General features: G+C 47.3%; 16 protein-coding genes. 5 read left to right on the top strand and 11 right to left on the bottom strand.

The window, feature by feature from the left end:
- Nucleotides 1-54: 54 nt before the first annotated feature.
- Nucleotides 55-834, bottom strand: a complete 780-nt coding sequence (locus tag ACXHJ1_RS12165; RefSeq protein WP_107734709.1) for an SDR family NAD(P)-dependent oxidoreductase — start codon at nt 832-834, stop codon at nt 55-57.
- A 39-nt stretch (nt 835-873) separates the two neighbouring features.
- The gene (locus ACXHJ1_RS12160; RefSeq protein ID WP_025365744.1) at nt 874-1,332 is read right to left on the bottom strand and encodes a chemotaxis protein CheX; all 459 of its coding nucleotides are present in this window, start codon (nt 1,330-1,332) and stop codon (nt 874-876) included.
- 425 nt (nt 1,333-1,757) lie between these two features.
- Here ACXHJ1_RS12160 and ACXHJ1_RS12155 point away from each other — a divergent pair, with 425 nt between their 5' ends.
- From ACXHJ1_RS12155 to ACXHJ1_RS12145, 3 genes are all read left to right on the top strand, one after another.
- Complete coding sequence (locus tag ACXHJ1_RS12155) at nt 1,758-2,660, top strand: LysR family transcriptional regulator (RefSeq protein ID WP_016820048.1); 903 nt, start codon at nt 1,758-1,760, stop codon at nt 2,658-2,660.
- A gap of 60 nt (nt 2,661-2,720) precedes the next feature.
- Nucleotides 2,721-3,530 (top strand): histidinol-phosphatase, encoded by an 810-nt coding sequence (locus ACXHJ1_RS12150; RefSeq protein WP_016820047.1) that lies wholly within the window; start codon nt 2,721-2,723, stop codon nt 3,528-3,530.
- A gap of 188 nt (nt 3,531-3,718) precedes the next feature.
- Nucleotides 3,719-4,459, top strand: coding sequence for a GTP pyrophosphokinase (locus tag ACXHJ1_RS12145; RefSeq protein WP_457906119.1), 741 nt, complete (start codon nt 3,719-3,721; stop codon nt 4,457-4,459).
- Between the two features lie 6 nt (nt 4,460-4,465).
- On the opposite strand, the gene ACXHJ1_RS12140 is transcribed toward ACXHJ1_RS12145, so the two are convergent.
- Complete coding sequence (locus tag ACXHJ1_RS12140; RefSeq protein ID WP_177189513.1) at nt 4,466-5,221, bottom strand: alpha/beta fold hydrolase; 756 nt, start codon at nt 5,219-5,221, stop codon at nt 4,466-4,468.
- 98 nt (nt 5,222-5,319) lie between these two features.
- Between ACXHJ1_RS12140 and ACXHJ1_RS12135 the strand changes: the two genes are divergently transcribed.
- A complete protein-coding gene (locus ACXHJ1_RS12135; RefSeq protein ID WP_457906118.1) occupies nt 5,320-6,207 on the top strand; it encodes an NAD(P)H-binding protein in 888 nt (295 codons plus the stop codon).
- A gap of 312 nt (nt 6,208-6,519) precedes the next feature.
- Here ACXHJ1_RS12135 and ACXHJ1_RS12130 read toward each other — a convergent pair whose 3' ends face one another.
- From ACXHJ1_RS12130 to ACXHJ1_RS12100, 7 genes are all read right to left on the bottom strand, one after another.
- Nucleotides 6,520-7,128 (bottom strand): GNAT family N-acetyltransferase, encoded by a 609-nt coding sequence (locus tag ACXHJ1_RS12130; RefSeq protein ID WP_031462155.1) that lies wholly within the window; start codon nt 7,126-7,128, stop codon nt 6,520-6,522.
- Between the two features lie 52 nt (nt 7,129-7,180).
- Nucleotides 7,181-7,921, bottom strand: a complete 741-nt coding sequence (locus ACXHJ1_RS12125; RefSeq protein ID WP_044788094.1) for a metallophosphoesterase family protein — start codon at nt 7,919-7,921, stop codon at nt 7,181-7,183.
- 106 nt (nt 7,922-8,027) lie between these two features.
- Nucleotides 8,028-8,972, bottom strand: a complete 945-nt coding sequence (locus tag ACXHJ1_RS12120; RefSeq protein WP_107734713.1) for a metallophosphoesterase — start codon at nt 8,970-8,972, stop codon at nt 8,028-8,030.
- 67 nt (nt 8,973-9,039) lie between these two features.
- Entirely contained in the window at nt 9,040-9,849 is an 810-nt protein-coding gene (locus ACXHJ1_RS12115; protein ID WP_107734714.1) for an AAC(3) family N-acetyltransferase, read from the bottom strand.
- Between the two features lie 172 nt (nt 9,850-10,021).
- Nucleotides 10,022-10,789 carry a succinate dehydrogenase iron-sulfur subunit gene (gene sdhB / locus ACXHJ1_RS12110; protein WP_013372870.1) on the bottom strand — a complete coding sequence of 256 codons (768 nt, stop codon included), beginning with the start codon at nt 10,787-10,789 and terminating at the stop codon, nt 10,022-10,024.
- Between the two features lie 19 nt (nt 10,790-10,808).
- Complete coding sequence (gene sdhA, locus ACXHJ1_RS12105; protein ID WP_016820039.1) at nt 10,809-12,554, bottom strand: succinate dehydrogenase flavoprotein subunit; 1,746 nt, start codon at nt 12,552-12,554, stop codon at nt 10,809-10,811.
- 93 nt (nt 12,555-12,647) lie between these two features.
- Nucleotides 12,648-13,322: a succinate dehydrogenase cytochrome b558 subunit gene (locus ACXHJ1_RS12100; RefSeq protein WP_016820038.1), complete on the bottom strand. Its 675-nt coding sequence runs from the start codon at nt 13,320-13,322 to the stop codon at nt 12,648-12,650.
- A 226-nt stretch (nt 13,323-13,548) separates the two neighbouring features.
- On the opposite strand from ACXHJ1_RS12100, the gene ACXHJ1_RS12095 reads away from it, so the two are divergent.
- A complete protein-coding gene (locus tag ACXHJ1_RS12095) occupies nt 13,549-14,454 on the top strand; it encodes a LysR family transcriptional regulator (RefSeq protein ID WP_457906117.1) in 906 nt (301 codons plus the stop codon).
- 5 nt (nt 14,455-14,459) lie between these two features.
- On the opposite strand, the gene ACXHJ1_RS12090 is transcribed toward ACXHJ1_RS12095, so the two are convergent.
- A complete protein-coding gene (locus ACXHJ1_RS12090) occupies nt 14,460-15,137 on the bottom strand; it encodes a potassium channel family protein (protein WP_013372875.1) in 678 nt (225 codons plus the stop codon).

Here is a 15,137-nt window from a genome sequence, read left to right as displayed (position 1 = left end):
AATCACAAAAATAAAAGATGTCCCTCACCACACCTAATGGCTACGGGACATCTATTATTTCTTATTCATCACACCATGCCCCAGCCTGTCGATCAGTCTGGGAGCTAATTGATACAGCTTGAGAAAAGGAGATACCCACTGTGGCAGATTAACCTCCTCCTTACCAAGCTCCATCGCCCTTACGATATGCTGTGCCACCTTATCAGGTTTTAGCATAAACCAGCCAACATTCCGCACATAACCCCCGGAGGGATCTGCCAGCTCAAAAAACGGTGTATCAATCGGCCCGGGGTTAATCGTCGTTACGGTCACTCCACTTCCGCGCAGTTCTTGCCGGAGCGCATTACTGAAACCGAGCAACGCATGCTTCGTGGCCGTATAAGAAGCCGATTTGGCTGTCCCGATTTTCCCAGCCATCGATGCTACATTAACAATCTGCCCACAGTTCCGCTCTGTCATTTGTGGCAGAAATGCCTTGATGCAGCGAACAACCCCCATATAGTTCACGTCCATCATTTGTTCGAACTCTGTCAGGTCGGTCTCATTAAAATACTCAAACTTACCGTACCCCGCATTGTTGAGCAATATATCAACCCGTCCGTATTCTTCCAATACTCGTGCAGCCACAGCCTCTACCTGTTCCTGGCGGGTAACGTCCAGTGGAATCAGCTCATGCCTGCCGCTGATTCCCGCAGATACTTGCTTCAGTCGCTCCTGCGAGCGCGCTGTCAGAATAGGGATTGCGCCCTTTGCGCTCAACAACTGAGCGCAAAGGGCGCCAATTCCACTGGATGCACCTGTAATCACAATTACCTTATCCTGCAATGTACTCATGGACATCCCTCCACATTAAAGAAACTTACTCCTTTAATATTAAGAGATCATCACCTGAATATCCAGCTCACCGATTCCTTCCACCGAAAGCGGAATACAAAGGGCACGCTGAGGCACAAAAGTGGTCAAGTTTTCTGATTTCATGACCTGCGGAGGGGTGATATCCACGACAATTCCTTGACTGGACAAAATTGTACTGGCATTGCCACTAATCATATTGCCCAATTCCGAAATTGCGCTTTTTCCCATCTCATCAATTTCAGTCAACACAAATCCGCCCATCATCGCCGATACCATACGTAGCGCCACCTGTTCATTCAGGCCGAACACAATATTTCCGCTAAGCTGTCCAGTCATCCCGATCATAATCCAGATATGGTCGTCCACCAGCTCGACATTTTTCACACCGAGATTTCCGGGTAAAGGAGATACTTGGATCAATTGTTCAATGACCCGTCTCGCCGACTCCAAAAAAGGATTTATCACTTCTGCCTTCACGATCATTGCGCCCCTTTACGATGGGCTTTTAGACACACAACAAAAGTCCCATTTTAATTTGAGTTTTTTATTCAAATAATGCTGTATAACGACTCAACCTGCAATAAAATGCTCTCTCTATCACTTATCGACAGCAGTCCGGCAATTTTTTATAGCTAAAACACAAAAAATGTGAATAATGTCCTATATCTTTACTCCATGCCGAATTTAGACAGGTTAATTTTAAAGTATATCAGGACTTTAGTCTTTATTTCCCAATATACCACACTTTACGATGTACTGCTTCGATTCATTGCCCTTCCTGCTCGAATAACCTATAATCTAATGAAATAAAGCATAACGATGGTTTTACATATAAACAAGTAGATTGGCTAAACTCAGTCTATACAGCTGCGACAAGCTAAAGAAAAGAGAGGAGGAACTTCATGAACATCAGTCAACTTGAAACGCTTATCATGATTTCCAAAACGATGAGCTTCCGTAAAGCCGGAGAACTTCTCAATTTGACGCAGCCGGCAGTGTCCGCCCAAATCAAAAGTCTGGAGGATGAGTTCAAAACCATTCTGATTGACCGCAACCAGCCCGTCACCCTGACCGACCGGGGAGTTGTTTTTTTGGAACACGCCGAGCGCATATTAGAGGTAGTTGAGGAATTAAGACAGAGATTGTACGACTTAAACGAAACACCGCAGGGTCACATTGCACTGGGTACCACAACATCCATCGCCATTCAAATTTTACCGCGTGTGCTCTCCTACTTTCAGGATCAGTTCCCTCTCATCAAAACCTCCATTCAATCGATGGCTTCCTCGATGATCTATCAGCAGGTGGAGAACGGACTTATTGATGTTGGTATCGGTTATCTGATCGAACGTAATCCCAATCTAAGCACTTCAGTTCTGTACTATGATTCCTTTGAACTTGTCGTGTCTCCTACTCATCCGCTGGCCTCGCAACCACATGCTACCATTGAAGCCCTTCGGGAAATTCCGCTCATTCTGCTCTCTCCCGATACGGTAGGACGGAAATTCGTGGACGATGTTTTTAAAAAGCACCAAATCGTTCCCCATGTTGTGATCGAGTTGTCCAGCAGTGAGGAAGTTAAACGGATGGTCGAAATCAATCTCGGGGCTGCCATCATTTCCAGATTGTCAGTCACTTCTGAACTGCGTACAGGCACATTAAAAATGATCCATATTCCCGAGCTGGAAGTTAGTCATCCAGTAGGGGTGATTTATAAGTCCGGCCGTTATCTAAACTCAGCAATGCAGCAATTTTTAAGCGATCTGAAGGGGATGCCGGAGACGAATTTCACCAGTTCTGAATAACGTAATTCGCTATGAACAACATACACAATATAAACCTTGGTTACGAAAGGAAGACAGTCCATGAAATTTGATCTGCACACCCATCATTTCCGCTGCGGTCATGCAGACGGCAACATTCGGGATTACATCGAAGCAGGTATTCAATCAGGCTTACAAGCTATTGGTATTTCCGACCATTCCCCCTTCCTATGTAGCGAAAAGGATCAGGCTTTTCCTAAAATTTATATGGCCAAGTCAGAGCTTGCTGAATATGTAAAAGAGGTGCAGGAGCTTAAGAAGGAATACGAGGGCCGCATTGACGTGCTTCTTGGATTGGAAACGGATTATTTCCCTGATTTTGCTGAATTGTATCGTTCTACTTTGGCTCCTTATCCATTTGATTACCTTATCGGGTCGATTCACAATGTTGAAGGGGACAGCATTTTTAACCGCAACCGTTGGAAAAAACTAAGTGACGCTCGTAAAGTCGAGGTCAAACAAGCCTACTATGCGCTCATTCAGCAATCTGCGCGAAGCGGCATGTTTCAAATTTTAGGTCATATTGACGCCATGAAGGGGAATTTCCCTGCCTTTTCAGACATTCCCGCCGATGAAGCCATTGACGAAACCTTGCGAGTGATTGCGGAATCCAATGTGGCAATCGAGATTAACACTTCAGGCAAAACCAAGCTGAGTGGCGGATGGTACCCGTCTGCTTCTATTTTAGAAAGAGCGCACCATTTTGGTGTGGAGGTTACTTTTGGTTCGGATGCCCATAAGCCTTCGCGGGTAGGCGACGATTGGGAAGACGTAAAAGCGATGCTGAAGGATATCGGCTTCCGGGAATGGGTTTATTTTAAAGAAAAACGTAAAATTCCTGTGGCGCTTTAAAAGGCATGAAAGGTGGGATCGCTGATGCAATGGGATGCTTAGGTATTTCTTTATAGAGTAATAATCCCATTGCAAAGGCGAACACTACGATTCTCCAGATTCAAATCCTCGCTCTGCTACCAATCGCCTTAAACCGTACAGCTCCATTATCTTAAATAAATAACATCTTTGTGTGAGGAGAATTACATATGCAATTGGAAGATCCTATGGACAAGCTCAAAAGGCTAAAGCATGACATCACGCGCTTTATGCTCATCTATAAGTTTGCACTCGATGAAATGGAAACCAAGATTGAAATATTAAAGCAGGAGTTTCAGGCGTTGCACGATTACAGCCCTATTGAGCATACCAAATCACGCCTTAAATCTCCTGAGAGCATCATGAACAAAATGCTTCGTAAAAATAGCGAGTTATCGCTGGATGCTATCAAAGATTCTATCAAGGATATCGCGGGCTTGCGTATTACTTGCTCTTTCATTTCTGACATTTATGATGTCAGTAACATGCTTCAGAGACAGAGTGACCTCAAGGTGCTGGAAATCAAGGATTACATCAAGAATCCCAAGCCGAACGGTTATCAAAGCCTGCATTTGCTGATTCAAGTTCCTGTATTCATGTCGGACTGTGAGGAACTAGTCTGCGTAGAGGTGCAGATTCGAACCATTGCGATGGATTTTTGGGCAAGCCTGGAGCATAAAATCTTTTATAAATACAACCAGTCTGTTCCCGAGAGTCTGACACGTGAATTAAAGAACGCAGCGGATTCCGCTAATGCGCTGGATCTGCAAATGGAACGTCTGCATCGTGAAATCAAGGAGATTAAAGATGCCAGAGGTGAAGAAGACTCTATGGAAGAGCTTCGAAAGATTATGATTAATAATCAGCAGATTACGGTACCAGCCAATTTTTTGAAGCTTCTAGGGGAATAATCTGAATCAACTAATAGCGTGATTATTCAAAAATTGAAGAATAGAATCATTGATTAAGATGGGCTGCTCTCTAAGCATATGCGGTCGATGACTACAACCCAGAGCAACTTGATAACGTGAATCTTGGACGCATGAGCATAATTCCTGAAGCTGCTCTTCTGTGGCAAAGTCGTCATGTTCACCGGCGATAAATAATGCAGGGCACGTAATGCGGCTTAACTCATTACGTGTCAATTGCGGATATTGGCGCCAATCCTGAGCGCTCTGACGCATAAATTCCTGCCAATTACCTTGATGTGCTTCCTCATGGCGTTCCATCATTTGATGGATCATTTCATAGCGTTCGTTCTTAATGAGCCACTCCGGCTCAAACTCATCTGCCCCCTCAGGACATGCGACTCCACTACACCCAATGGTGGTAACGGTTGCGAACATTTGAGGGTGCTTCACCGCACAGTATAAAGCCACATTGCCTCCGCAGCTGTACCCAATAAGATGAGCTTTAGAAATATGTAACGCCTGCATAAAATCAAGCACATCTTCTGCGAGTTGAGGGGTACTCCATTCCAGGCTATCACATTTCGTTCTGCCGTGTCCCCGGTGGTCGGGAAAGTAACATGTATACTTTTGCTGAAAATCAAGTAATTGAGATGAAAAAGCCAGGATTCCCCTTGAATAATGACTGTGCAAAAATATGACGGGGTCTCCTACACCCATTTTTTCGTAATACATTTCTAAATCCCGAGTTTTTACGTATGGCATGTGATCCTCCCTTTTTTATTGCGTCCTGTATCTTTTACATTCCTTAGTCCGTCTATCTTAATATAAATGAAAACCATTCCATGAGGAGTGATGTAAGTATGAAAAAGGTACTTGTTTTGGGAGGAACGCGCTTTTTCGGCAAGAGACTGGTGGAACGTCTGCTGGACAGTTCCGAGAACTCCATTACTATTCTCACGCGGGGCCACACAAACGATTCGTTTGGTGACCGCGTTCAGCGGATCTGTGCAGACCGTACCGACTCGCAAGCGCTCGCTAAGGCGGTAAGTGGGCAAGTATGGGACGTTGTTTATGATAATATTTGCTATTCTCCAGATGAGGCCAGCGAAGCCTGTCGTATTTTTGATGCAACAACCAAAAGATACATTATGACCTCTAGTCTATCTGTCTATAATCCAAGCCCGGAAGCGCTGACAGAAGGGATCTTTGACCCTCAGGCTTATCTGGTTCGTCAGGGCGGGAAGGACGATTTTACATATCAAGAGGCTAAGCGGCAGGCTGAAGCCGTTTTTATGCAACAAGCTACGTTCCCTGTAGTGGCTGTTCGTTTTCCGATTGTATTGGGAACAGATGATTATACGAAAAGACTTCATTTTCATATTGAACATATTCGTGCAGGCCAAGAAATTGGAGTACCTAATCCCGCAGCCCATATCTCATTTATTCGTTCCGATGAAGCTGCAGATTTTCTGCTTTGGCTTGGTTCTGCTCATTTAACAGGCCCTGTAAATGCTTGTTCCGACGGTACAGTAAGGATTGGAGATATCATTTCCATTATCGAGCAGGTCACGGGAAAACAAGCTGTGATCCAAGAAAAAACAGCAGACGAGCATATGTCTCCATTCGGTAATACACAGTCGTGGTACATGGATACATCCAATGCCCAGTCAGAGGGATACTCATTCCTCTCCCTAAACGAATGGTTACCAGAGCTGGTAATCAGCCTGAACCGTACCTATGAATCATAAAAAAAGAGGACCCGAAGCTTCGGGTCCCAGCAATATATATGATTCAAAGGGGGTCATGTCTATGTTGTACCCAGTCTATATTAAAGTAGTTTTGCAGTTATATTTCATTTTTGTAACAAAATGAAACATAGACAGGATCTGTCCAATCCATATTATCCCGAGTTAAAGAACCAAAAAAAGAGGACCCGAATGATCGGGTCCCAGCAACATATATTATTCAAAAGGGGGTCATGTCTGTATTGTACCCGTCCTGTGTTAGAGTTGCTTTGCAGTTATATTTCATCTTTGTAACAAAATATTCCAATGTCATTTCTAGGCATAATCCCCTTGGGTCATTGAAAATACCAATACACTCGGCACCTCTCCTGAGGGATCATAGGCACCAATGGTGCGCAGCAGGCGCATCTTATTTTTCATAAGCACACGCATAGAAGCCTGGTTATTCTCTTGGCAACGGCTTTCGATCCGCTGGAGCTTCAAAGATTCGAAACCAAATTTCAGCATTTCTCCCACAACTTCTGTAGCCAGTCCCTGTCCCCAAAAAGGCCGATCCAGAATATAGCCCAGTTGTGCCTCGCCCCTTCTTTCATTCCATTGCTGAAAAGAAACGATACCGAGCAACGGTGAGGAGGATCGTTCGTTGAATTCCTCATGCAGATTGCTTTCTCCTGTATTTTTCCGATGCCATTCCACTGCGAAATGCAGGGAATCCAGGGAGTCAGCAGATATTTTAATTTGCGCAACCAGACGCCTCATTCTTGCATAGACTGGCTTGCGAATTCGATTCACATATTGGATTACCAATGGATCGGATAAGATCCGCTCCAGCGCAGGATAATCCTCCGCTCTGAGCTGGCGCAATCGGACTCGGCGAGTGTAAAGCTCCGGCAATCCGAGACGAAGCATTTCTCTGGTCAGCACAATGTTCCCTCCTGCGGATGGATTCTGCTTTTAGCCATGCATATTTCTATACTTAATCCAGGTCCTGAATTCCCCGGTAAATTCCGGTACGCAGCTCTCGAATATAATATGCCAAAGAAGGCACATCTGCCTCCTCTGCTTGTTTTACTGCCAATTCTATATCATAGGGTACACGTACAAACTGAATGGAAAAAGGCGTGAGCTGCTCCTCTCCCCATTGCCCCTCTAAAATGCAGTAGGAAGCCTGGGTGATATCCAACGGATTCCCGACACTCCCAACGTTAAAAAGTGTTTTTCCCTGAAAATGCTGGATAAAAGCATTATGCACATCACCATATCCCACGACCTCTGGAGCAAAAGGTACTTTTCCACTTTCCTCTGCCAGTGGATCGAACATGGCAAGCCTTTTGGCCGACTCATCCCATGGCTGCACACGGTGATACACGCTTTGCGGCGAGGCATGCACCAAGCGGATACGGCGTCCGCTCATTCTGAAATCATAATGAAACGGTAACTGTGCCAAATACTGTACTCGCTCTGCACCCAAACGTTCGGCTTGCCAGCTAAAATTGAGATCATCCGTTATGCTAACCAACTCATCCCAATTGCCTCGAACGACGACTTCACAATGTTGGCGGATAGCATCCAGCACCTCGCACGGGCTAGGCCCTTTGCCGATCAGATCCCCCAAACAAAACACACGGCTAATGCCTCGGGAAGCAATATCCTCCAGCACCGCCTCACAAGCAGGCCAATTGCCATGAATATCTGAAATGACAGCAACACGATCCATCTGAATCTCACTCCTTTGTCCCGAAACGACTACATCTCTACACTACATTCAAGCCAACATTATGTAGTTCCAACATATATGATGAAGATGAAAAAAAGATCATGGCCTATTGGCCAGATTTTAACGTAATGACACTAAGCTCCGGTCTGCACAGCACCCGTATCGGCAAATGTGTCATACCAATGCCGCGGCTGACATACAGTGGCATTCTATCCGTTCCCACATGAAACAATCCCTGAATGTACTTGCGTCCACCTGGGGGCGGCATCGGTGCTCCAATGACCGGCAAACGTACCTGTCCCCCATGTGTATGTCCTGACAATTGAAGATCAAAGGACATTTGTGCCGCCACATCTGCATAGTCCGGCTCATGCATCAGCAGCAGCTTGCACATCTCATCAGGCAGTCCGTGGATAGCACGCTGCGGATTGGGCTTGCCCATGATGTTATCCTCTAAACCGACAATGGCCACACGTTGTCCCGCGCGCTCTATAACCGCATGCTCGTTTCTCAGCAGCGTAAACCCGGTTTTGGGATATAGCTCCTGAACGCCGGCTGGCAAGCCTCTATAATCATGATTGCCCAGAATTGCAAACTTACCAAGGGTAGCGTGCATGGAATCCATAACTGGAACAGCAGCCTTCATAGATACGGAATAATCATCTACAATATCACCTGTAAAACAGAGCAAATCCGGCTTCAGGCCTGCTATCCGGTCCGCAAGCTCGCTCAGATCCTGCTCATCCATGTGAAACCCTAGGTGCACATCACTGAAATGCACCACCCTAATTCCGTCAAATGCAGACGGAAGGCGAGGGAGAGACAAGTTGAAGCGTGTAATCTCCAAATGATTAGGCTCCCATAAGGAAGCATATCCTCCAGCCAGAAGTGCAGTTCCTGCAGTGGCCAAAGCCGCTTTCTTCAAAAAACGGCGGCGGGAAGGATTGGCTGGCTCATTTGATAAGGAACGCCGCGAAGAACCGGGAGGGATAGCGGCCTCCTGTTGTAGGCCATCCTGACTCTCGCGGCGGATTTGCGGCGTCTTCTTCATTATGCGTTCCCCCTTGCGTTCTGTCCTTTCTATCTCATTTCTCAGATTTCCCTACTGTCCAGAAGCTCTAGCGATGAGTGGATAACCACTGCTCTGCATAGTCAACCAAATCTCGTTGCCTTGCGAAAAAACATGAAGCCTCTCCAATGTTCACCCGCGTAAAGGATGTGGGACATTCCCGCTCAAAATCAAGTCCCAGCTGCTCAAAATCATCCGAGGTAATATTATAATCCTGAAAAGACACCCACGCTTTGGTCCCATCCACCATCATAGGGGCTTGATGCGTGACAACTTCACGTCCATTATAGGCTGTTCGATATTCTGCCAAATGTAAGGAGGTGTTGCTGTCATGTCCGCAGCCCAGCAACAGTACATAGGCATCTGCCTCATACAGCTTTGCCAAGGGCGAATGCTCACCCAGCCCAAAATCAAGCTCATGCGCTTCCAGCAAGCCTAAAGCAGCAGGTCCACGCCCCGCCAGAGAAACGTGCGGATGCCCGCTGCGCACTGTTCCCGGCAGGCCACGGAACGTTTCTACAATGACGCCCATCCCTCCGGTCAGCGTCCAGGGCGGATCATAAGCGGGCATTTCCTCGCGGACCAGTTCCCACCATGACTCATCCAGAGGCGGGTTCATCCAGGTGGACGGATCTGTCAAGTCGTGTGACTGTGTTGGCATCACCAGCGTTCCTTCCCGGCCAATCGCTTCGGTTAATGCGGCAAGAATGGTGGAGGCCCCGCCTGGAACAAAGCGTCCAAAGCTGCGCATTGACGAGTGAACAAGCAATGTCATACCGCTCCGAACTCCCAGCTCCTTTAATCCTTTCATTACATCCGACCTCGTGACAGGTCGATTCGTTATCGGTTGCACAGTCACCTGTCCAGCCTCCTTTTCTCCAAAACGATACACAATACTCTAATTATACCATAAGTGCTGTCCCTCGCTCCTTCCTCCATGTTACCCTCCATCATTCCTGAGCGCAAAAAAAAACAGGCTTTCTCCGGTTTGGGAAGAAGCCTGTTTGAGTACAACCTATGGGCTGGCTCTGCTACACAGTCAGCCAGCGCTTGAACATATGCTTGGTCGTTTGCTTGTTCATTTCGGCAATGGAAGTTGTCAATGGAATGCCTTTCGGGCAAGAGCGTACGCAGTTTTGCGAATTACCACAGCCCTCCAGCCCGTCGTCCGTCATCAATGCATCCAGGCGCTCCTCCTGATTCATTTCCCCTGTCGGATGGCTGTTAAACAGGCGAACCTGAGATATGGCCGCAGGTCCGATGAACGTCGTCTTCTCATTGACGTTCGGGCATGCTTCCAGACAGACACCACAGGTCATGCACTTGGACAGCTCATACGCCCACTGACGCTTTTTCTCTGCCATTCTAGGACCCGGTCCCAGATCATAGGTACCGTCAATCGGAATCCACGCTTTGACCTTCTTGAGCGCGTTAAACATCCGGCTGCGGTCAATGACCAAATCCCGTACGACCGGGAATGTGCTCATCGGCGCAATCGTAATCGGCTGCTCCAGCTTATCGACAAGCGCCGCACACGCCTGACGCGGTTTGCCGTTAATCACCATGGAGCAAGCTCCACATACTTCCTCCAGGCAGTTCGACTCCCAGCACACCGGAGCCGTCTCTTTACCTTGGCTGTCTACCGGGTTACGCTGAATTTCCATCAGCGCGCTGATCACGTTCATTCCCGGTCTGTAGGCCAGTTCGAATTCTTCCGTATAGGAACTAGCATTAGGCTCATCCTGACGAGTAACCACAAACTTCACTGTTTTATTCGACTTCACTGCTTGCTCCGACATCTAAATACACTCCCTTCTGTTATTTGCTCTTGGAATAATCTCGAACACGCGGCTTGATCAGTGAAACGTCGACCTCTTCATACGAAATTTGTGGTCCTTCCGGTGTCCAATCTGCAATCGTTGTTTTCAGATAATCTTCATCATTGCGGTCCGGGAAGTCCGGCTTGTAATGGGCCCCGCGACTTTCGTTGCGCAGCAGCGCCCCTTTGGTCATCGCTTCAGCCAGCTCCATCATGTTCCACAACTGCCGTGTAAACGCAGCACCCGCATTATTCCAGCGCGAAGCGTCATTAATGTTAATGTTCGAGTAACGCTCCTTCAGCTCCTTGATCTTGTGGATCGTAGCTTCCAGCTTGTCATTATAACGAACCACGGTCATATTGTTCGTCATCCACTCACCCAGCTCTTTATGAAGAACATAGGCATTTTCTTTTCCATCCATGTGCAAAATATGCTCGTACTTCTCAGTCTGCTGATGGACTGCCGCATCAAATACCGAAGAAGCTACATCCTGGGCAGACTTTTTCAAGCCCTTGATATATTCCACAGCCTTTGGTCCAGCCACCATTCCACCATAAATGGCCGACAGCAACGAGTTTGCACCCAAGCGGTTCGCTCCGTGATACTGGAATTCACATTCACCAGCTGCGAATAGACCCGGTATATTTGTCATCTGATTATAATCGACCCACATGCCGCCCATTGAATAATGAACAGCCGGGAATATTTTCATTGGGATTTTACGCGGATCGTCGCCGACGAATTTTTCATAAATTTCAATAATGCCGCCCAGCTTTACATCCAGCTCTTTTGGGTCCTTGTGGGACAAATCCAGATAGACCATGTTCTCGCCATTAATACCCAGTCCATCATCAACACATACGCTGAATATTTCACGTGTCGCAATGTCGCGAGGGACCAGATTTCCATAAGCCGGATATTTTTCTTCAAGGAAATACCATGGCTTTCCGTCTTTATATGTCCAAATGCGACCGCCCTCTCCCCGTGCCGACTCGGACATGAGACGCAGCTTATCGTCACCGGGTATAGCCGTTGGATGAATCTGTATAAACTCACCGTTCGCGTAGCGAACGCCTTGCTGATACACTGCACCGGCAGCTGTACCGGTATTAATAACGGAATTTGTGGTTTTGCCGAAAATAATTCCGGGACCACCGGATGCCAAAATAACGGCGTCCGCTGCAAAAGTCTTCACTTCCATCGTACGCAAATCCTGCCCGCAAATCCCTCGGCAGATGCCTTCATCATCCAGTACAGCCTGTAAAAACTCCCAGTTCTCATACTTGGTCACCAAACCAGCAGATTCCCAGCGCCGTACCTGCTCATCGAGAGCGTACAGGAGCTGCTGTCCTGTCGTCGCGCCAGCGAAGGCTGTCCGATGATGCTGGGTACCGCCAAAGCGGCGGAAATCTAGCAGTCCTTCTGGTGTCCGATTGAACATAACACCCATGCGGTCCATGAGATGGATAATTCCCGGAGCCGCTTCGCACATCGCTTTTACCGGCGGCTGGTTTGCCAGAAAGTCACCGCCATAGACTGAATCATCAAAATGAATCCAGGGTGAGTCTCCCTCACCTTTGGTATTTACCGCACCGTTGATGCCGCCCTGCGCACAAACAGAGTGGGATCTTTTGACCGGGACCAAAGAAAATAGATGAACGTGGACTCCCGCTTCTGCCGCCTTGATCGTAGCCATTAGACCTGCCAGACCGCCGCCCACAACAATAATGTTGGATGCTGCCATTTCTGCTCACTCCTTCTTTTCAGGATTTGTATTAAATCCCCTTTTACAAATCAGAATAGAATCTCAACACGATGTATCATTTAAATAACTCGTTTACAGTAGCTGTTTAAAGGCGCTGCATTGCACCAAGGCTGTTGCCGTTTCCTGGAATTCCGCGCTGCGAAATGCAAGCAGGGAAGCAACGAAGCCGATCGACACCACCACGAACAGGGTCATACAGATATAGGAAGATACTTTTTGGGCACGTGGTCCCACGGTAATCCCCCAACTGACCATAAATGCCCACAGTCCATTAGCAAAGTGAAATGATGCCGAAACGACACTGATTAAATACAAAATAAAATAGACCGGGTTCGTCACTATACCATGCATTACGCCGCCTAGCTCCTCATGAGTTACATTACCCAGGGCCACCTGAAAGCGTGTGTCGTATACGTGCCAGATAATAAATACAAACGTAATGACGCCGGAAATACGCTGGAACAAAAAGCGCCAGTTACGCGAATAGCCAAACCTTTTGACATTCGGGTCAGCCTGATAAGCGATATACAAGCCATAGATTCCGTGGAACAGTAATGGCAAGTAGATGAATAACGTTTCTAACACAATAACCAGCGGCAAACCATTCAGGAAGGCCACGCTGCGATTAAAACCTTCCTTGCCGCCCTCCACCGCTGTGAAGTTCGTCACCAAATGCTCAACAAAAAATAGAGCCAATGGAATGACGCCAAGAAGCGAATGCAGCTTTCTGGAATAAAATCCTCTCATCTAGGTCATGCTCCCTTCTCCCAATAATAGCGTTTTCAATAGTAATATAACATATAAAATGACAGTTCCCGACAGGGAATGTTCAACAAGGTGTCCCTTATAAGGAAAAACAAAAGTGTGAACATCTTGTGTCGCTTTCATGTTACTCCTTTTCGGCTTATAATGGAATTGCAATATACGTATTAATTATTATGTCTTTTTTGCATATAGAGAGGAAGTGGAAGATTTGTTTGAGGATTTGAACGCTTTTGCCGTCATTGTCGAGCAGTCCAGCCTGAATAAAGCCTCCAAACTGCTGAATTTGTCCCAACCCGCCCTGTCTCGCAAAATTGCCAAGCTGGAGGAAGAGCTGGGTGTAAATCTCTTTGATCGTCGGGGCAAACGACTCGAAATTACGTCCACCGGCCGATTTGTTTATACATTCGCACTAGAGCAACGGCAACGACAGCTTCGCTTCTTACAAAAGCTCTCCCAGCACAAAAATGAAGCCCAGAGTATGCTTACACTCGGCGCAAGTCTCACGACACTCCAGACAACGCTGCCTACTCTCGTCGAAGCTTTCATGAGCAAGCATCCTCAGACTGAGCTAAAGCTGCTCACCGGCAAGACTCATGAAATCGTTGCCTTTGTACGCGACAAAAAAGCAGACGCCGGCGTTGTCGGGTCTGCCATTCATGAAGCTGGACTGCGTTGCATTCCGCTATTTGATGATCATTTGGAGCTCGTTGTTCCCATTGGACATGAATTAACCGTCAAGACAGGAACGGCCTCGATGAAAGATCTGCAAGGACTGCCGATGATTATTTTCTCCAAAGGAACCTGGTATCGCAGTCTGACGGATGACTTGTTCCAGCGCAGCGGCATCATGCCGGATATCCGCATGGAAATCGACTCCTTCGAGGCGATTGTACGCCTGCTTCCCACCTGCAAGGCATCCGCTTTGCTGCCCAAATCCTATTTGCGTAGCGAACTGCTGCGAGATAATGGACTTACTGCATTGTACTTGCCTGATTTGAAGGAGACACGCCGAACGACCTCCCTCATCTACTCAGAAACGGCCGATCTCGGCCCAACAGCACGACGCTGGATTAGCGAGACACGCGCATCGTTTGCAGGCTACCGTATGGTATAGAGGATTTAACCCTCTTCATTGACATTAACGACTTCATCCTCAAAGCGGCCGATATTATCATTGGAGCCGATAATGACCATAATATCGTCTGCTTTCAGCCGATCCATAGCTGTCGGTGCGATCAAGATACCATTCGCCGTATGAAGCGCCACGATGCTGCAACCAAAGCGGGTGCGCGCATTTAATTCTGCCAACGTTTTTCCATTCAGACATGCAGGCACATTAAGTTCTACAATGCTGTATTCCTTGGACAGCTCCAAATAATCGAGCAGATTAGGCGTGACCAGCTGATGCGCTACTCGAATACCCATATCCCGTTCCGGATAAATGACTCGGTCCACCCCAAGCTTCTCTAACGCACGCCCATGCAGCACAGATATGGCTTTGGCTACGACTTTTCTCACACCCAGCTCCTTCAGCAAAATGGCGGTCAGGATGCTTACCTGAATATCATCACCAATCGCAACAATGCCGCAATCGAAATTACGTATGCCGAGTGACCGCAACGCATCCTCATCTGTAGCGTCCGCCACGACAGTATGTGTCAGAATCTCACTCATACTGTCCACAACATCCTCATTCCGATCAATGCCCAGCACCTCGCACCCCATATCCACCAATTGCAAAGCCAGGCTCGAGCCAAACCGTCCCAAGCCAATGACTACAAACTGCTGCGTTTTCAT

The sequence above is a fragment of the Paenibacillus sp. ALE2 genome (assembly GCF_054113385.1).
Note: the sequence above shows the minus strand (reverse complement) of the source record. Positions and strands in the feature narration are given on the sequence as shown.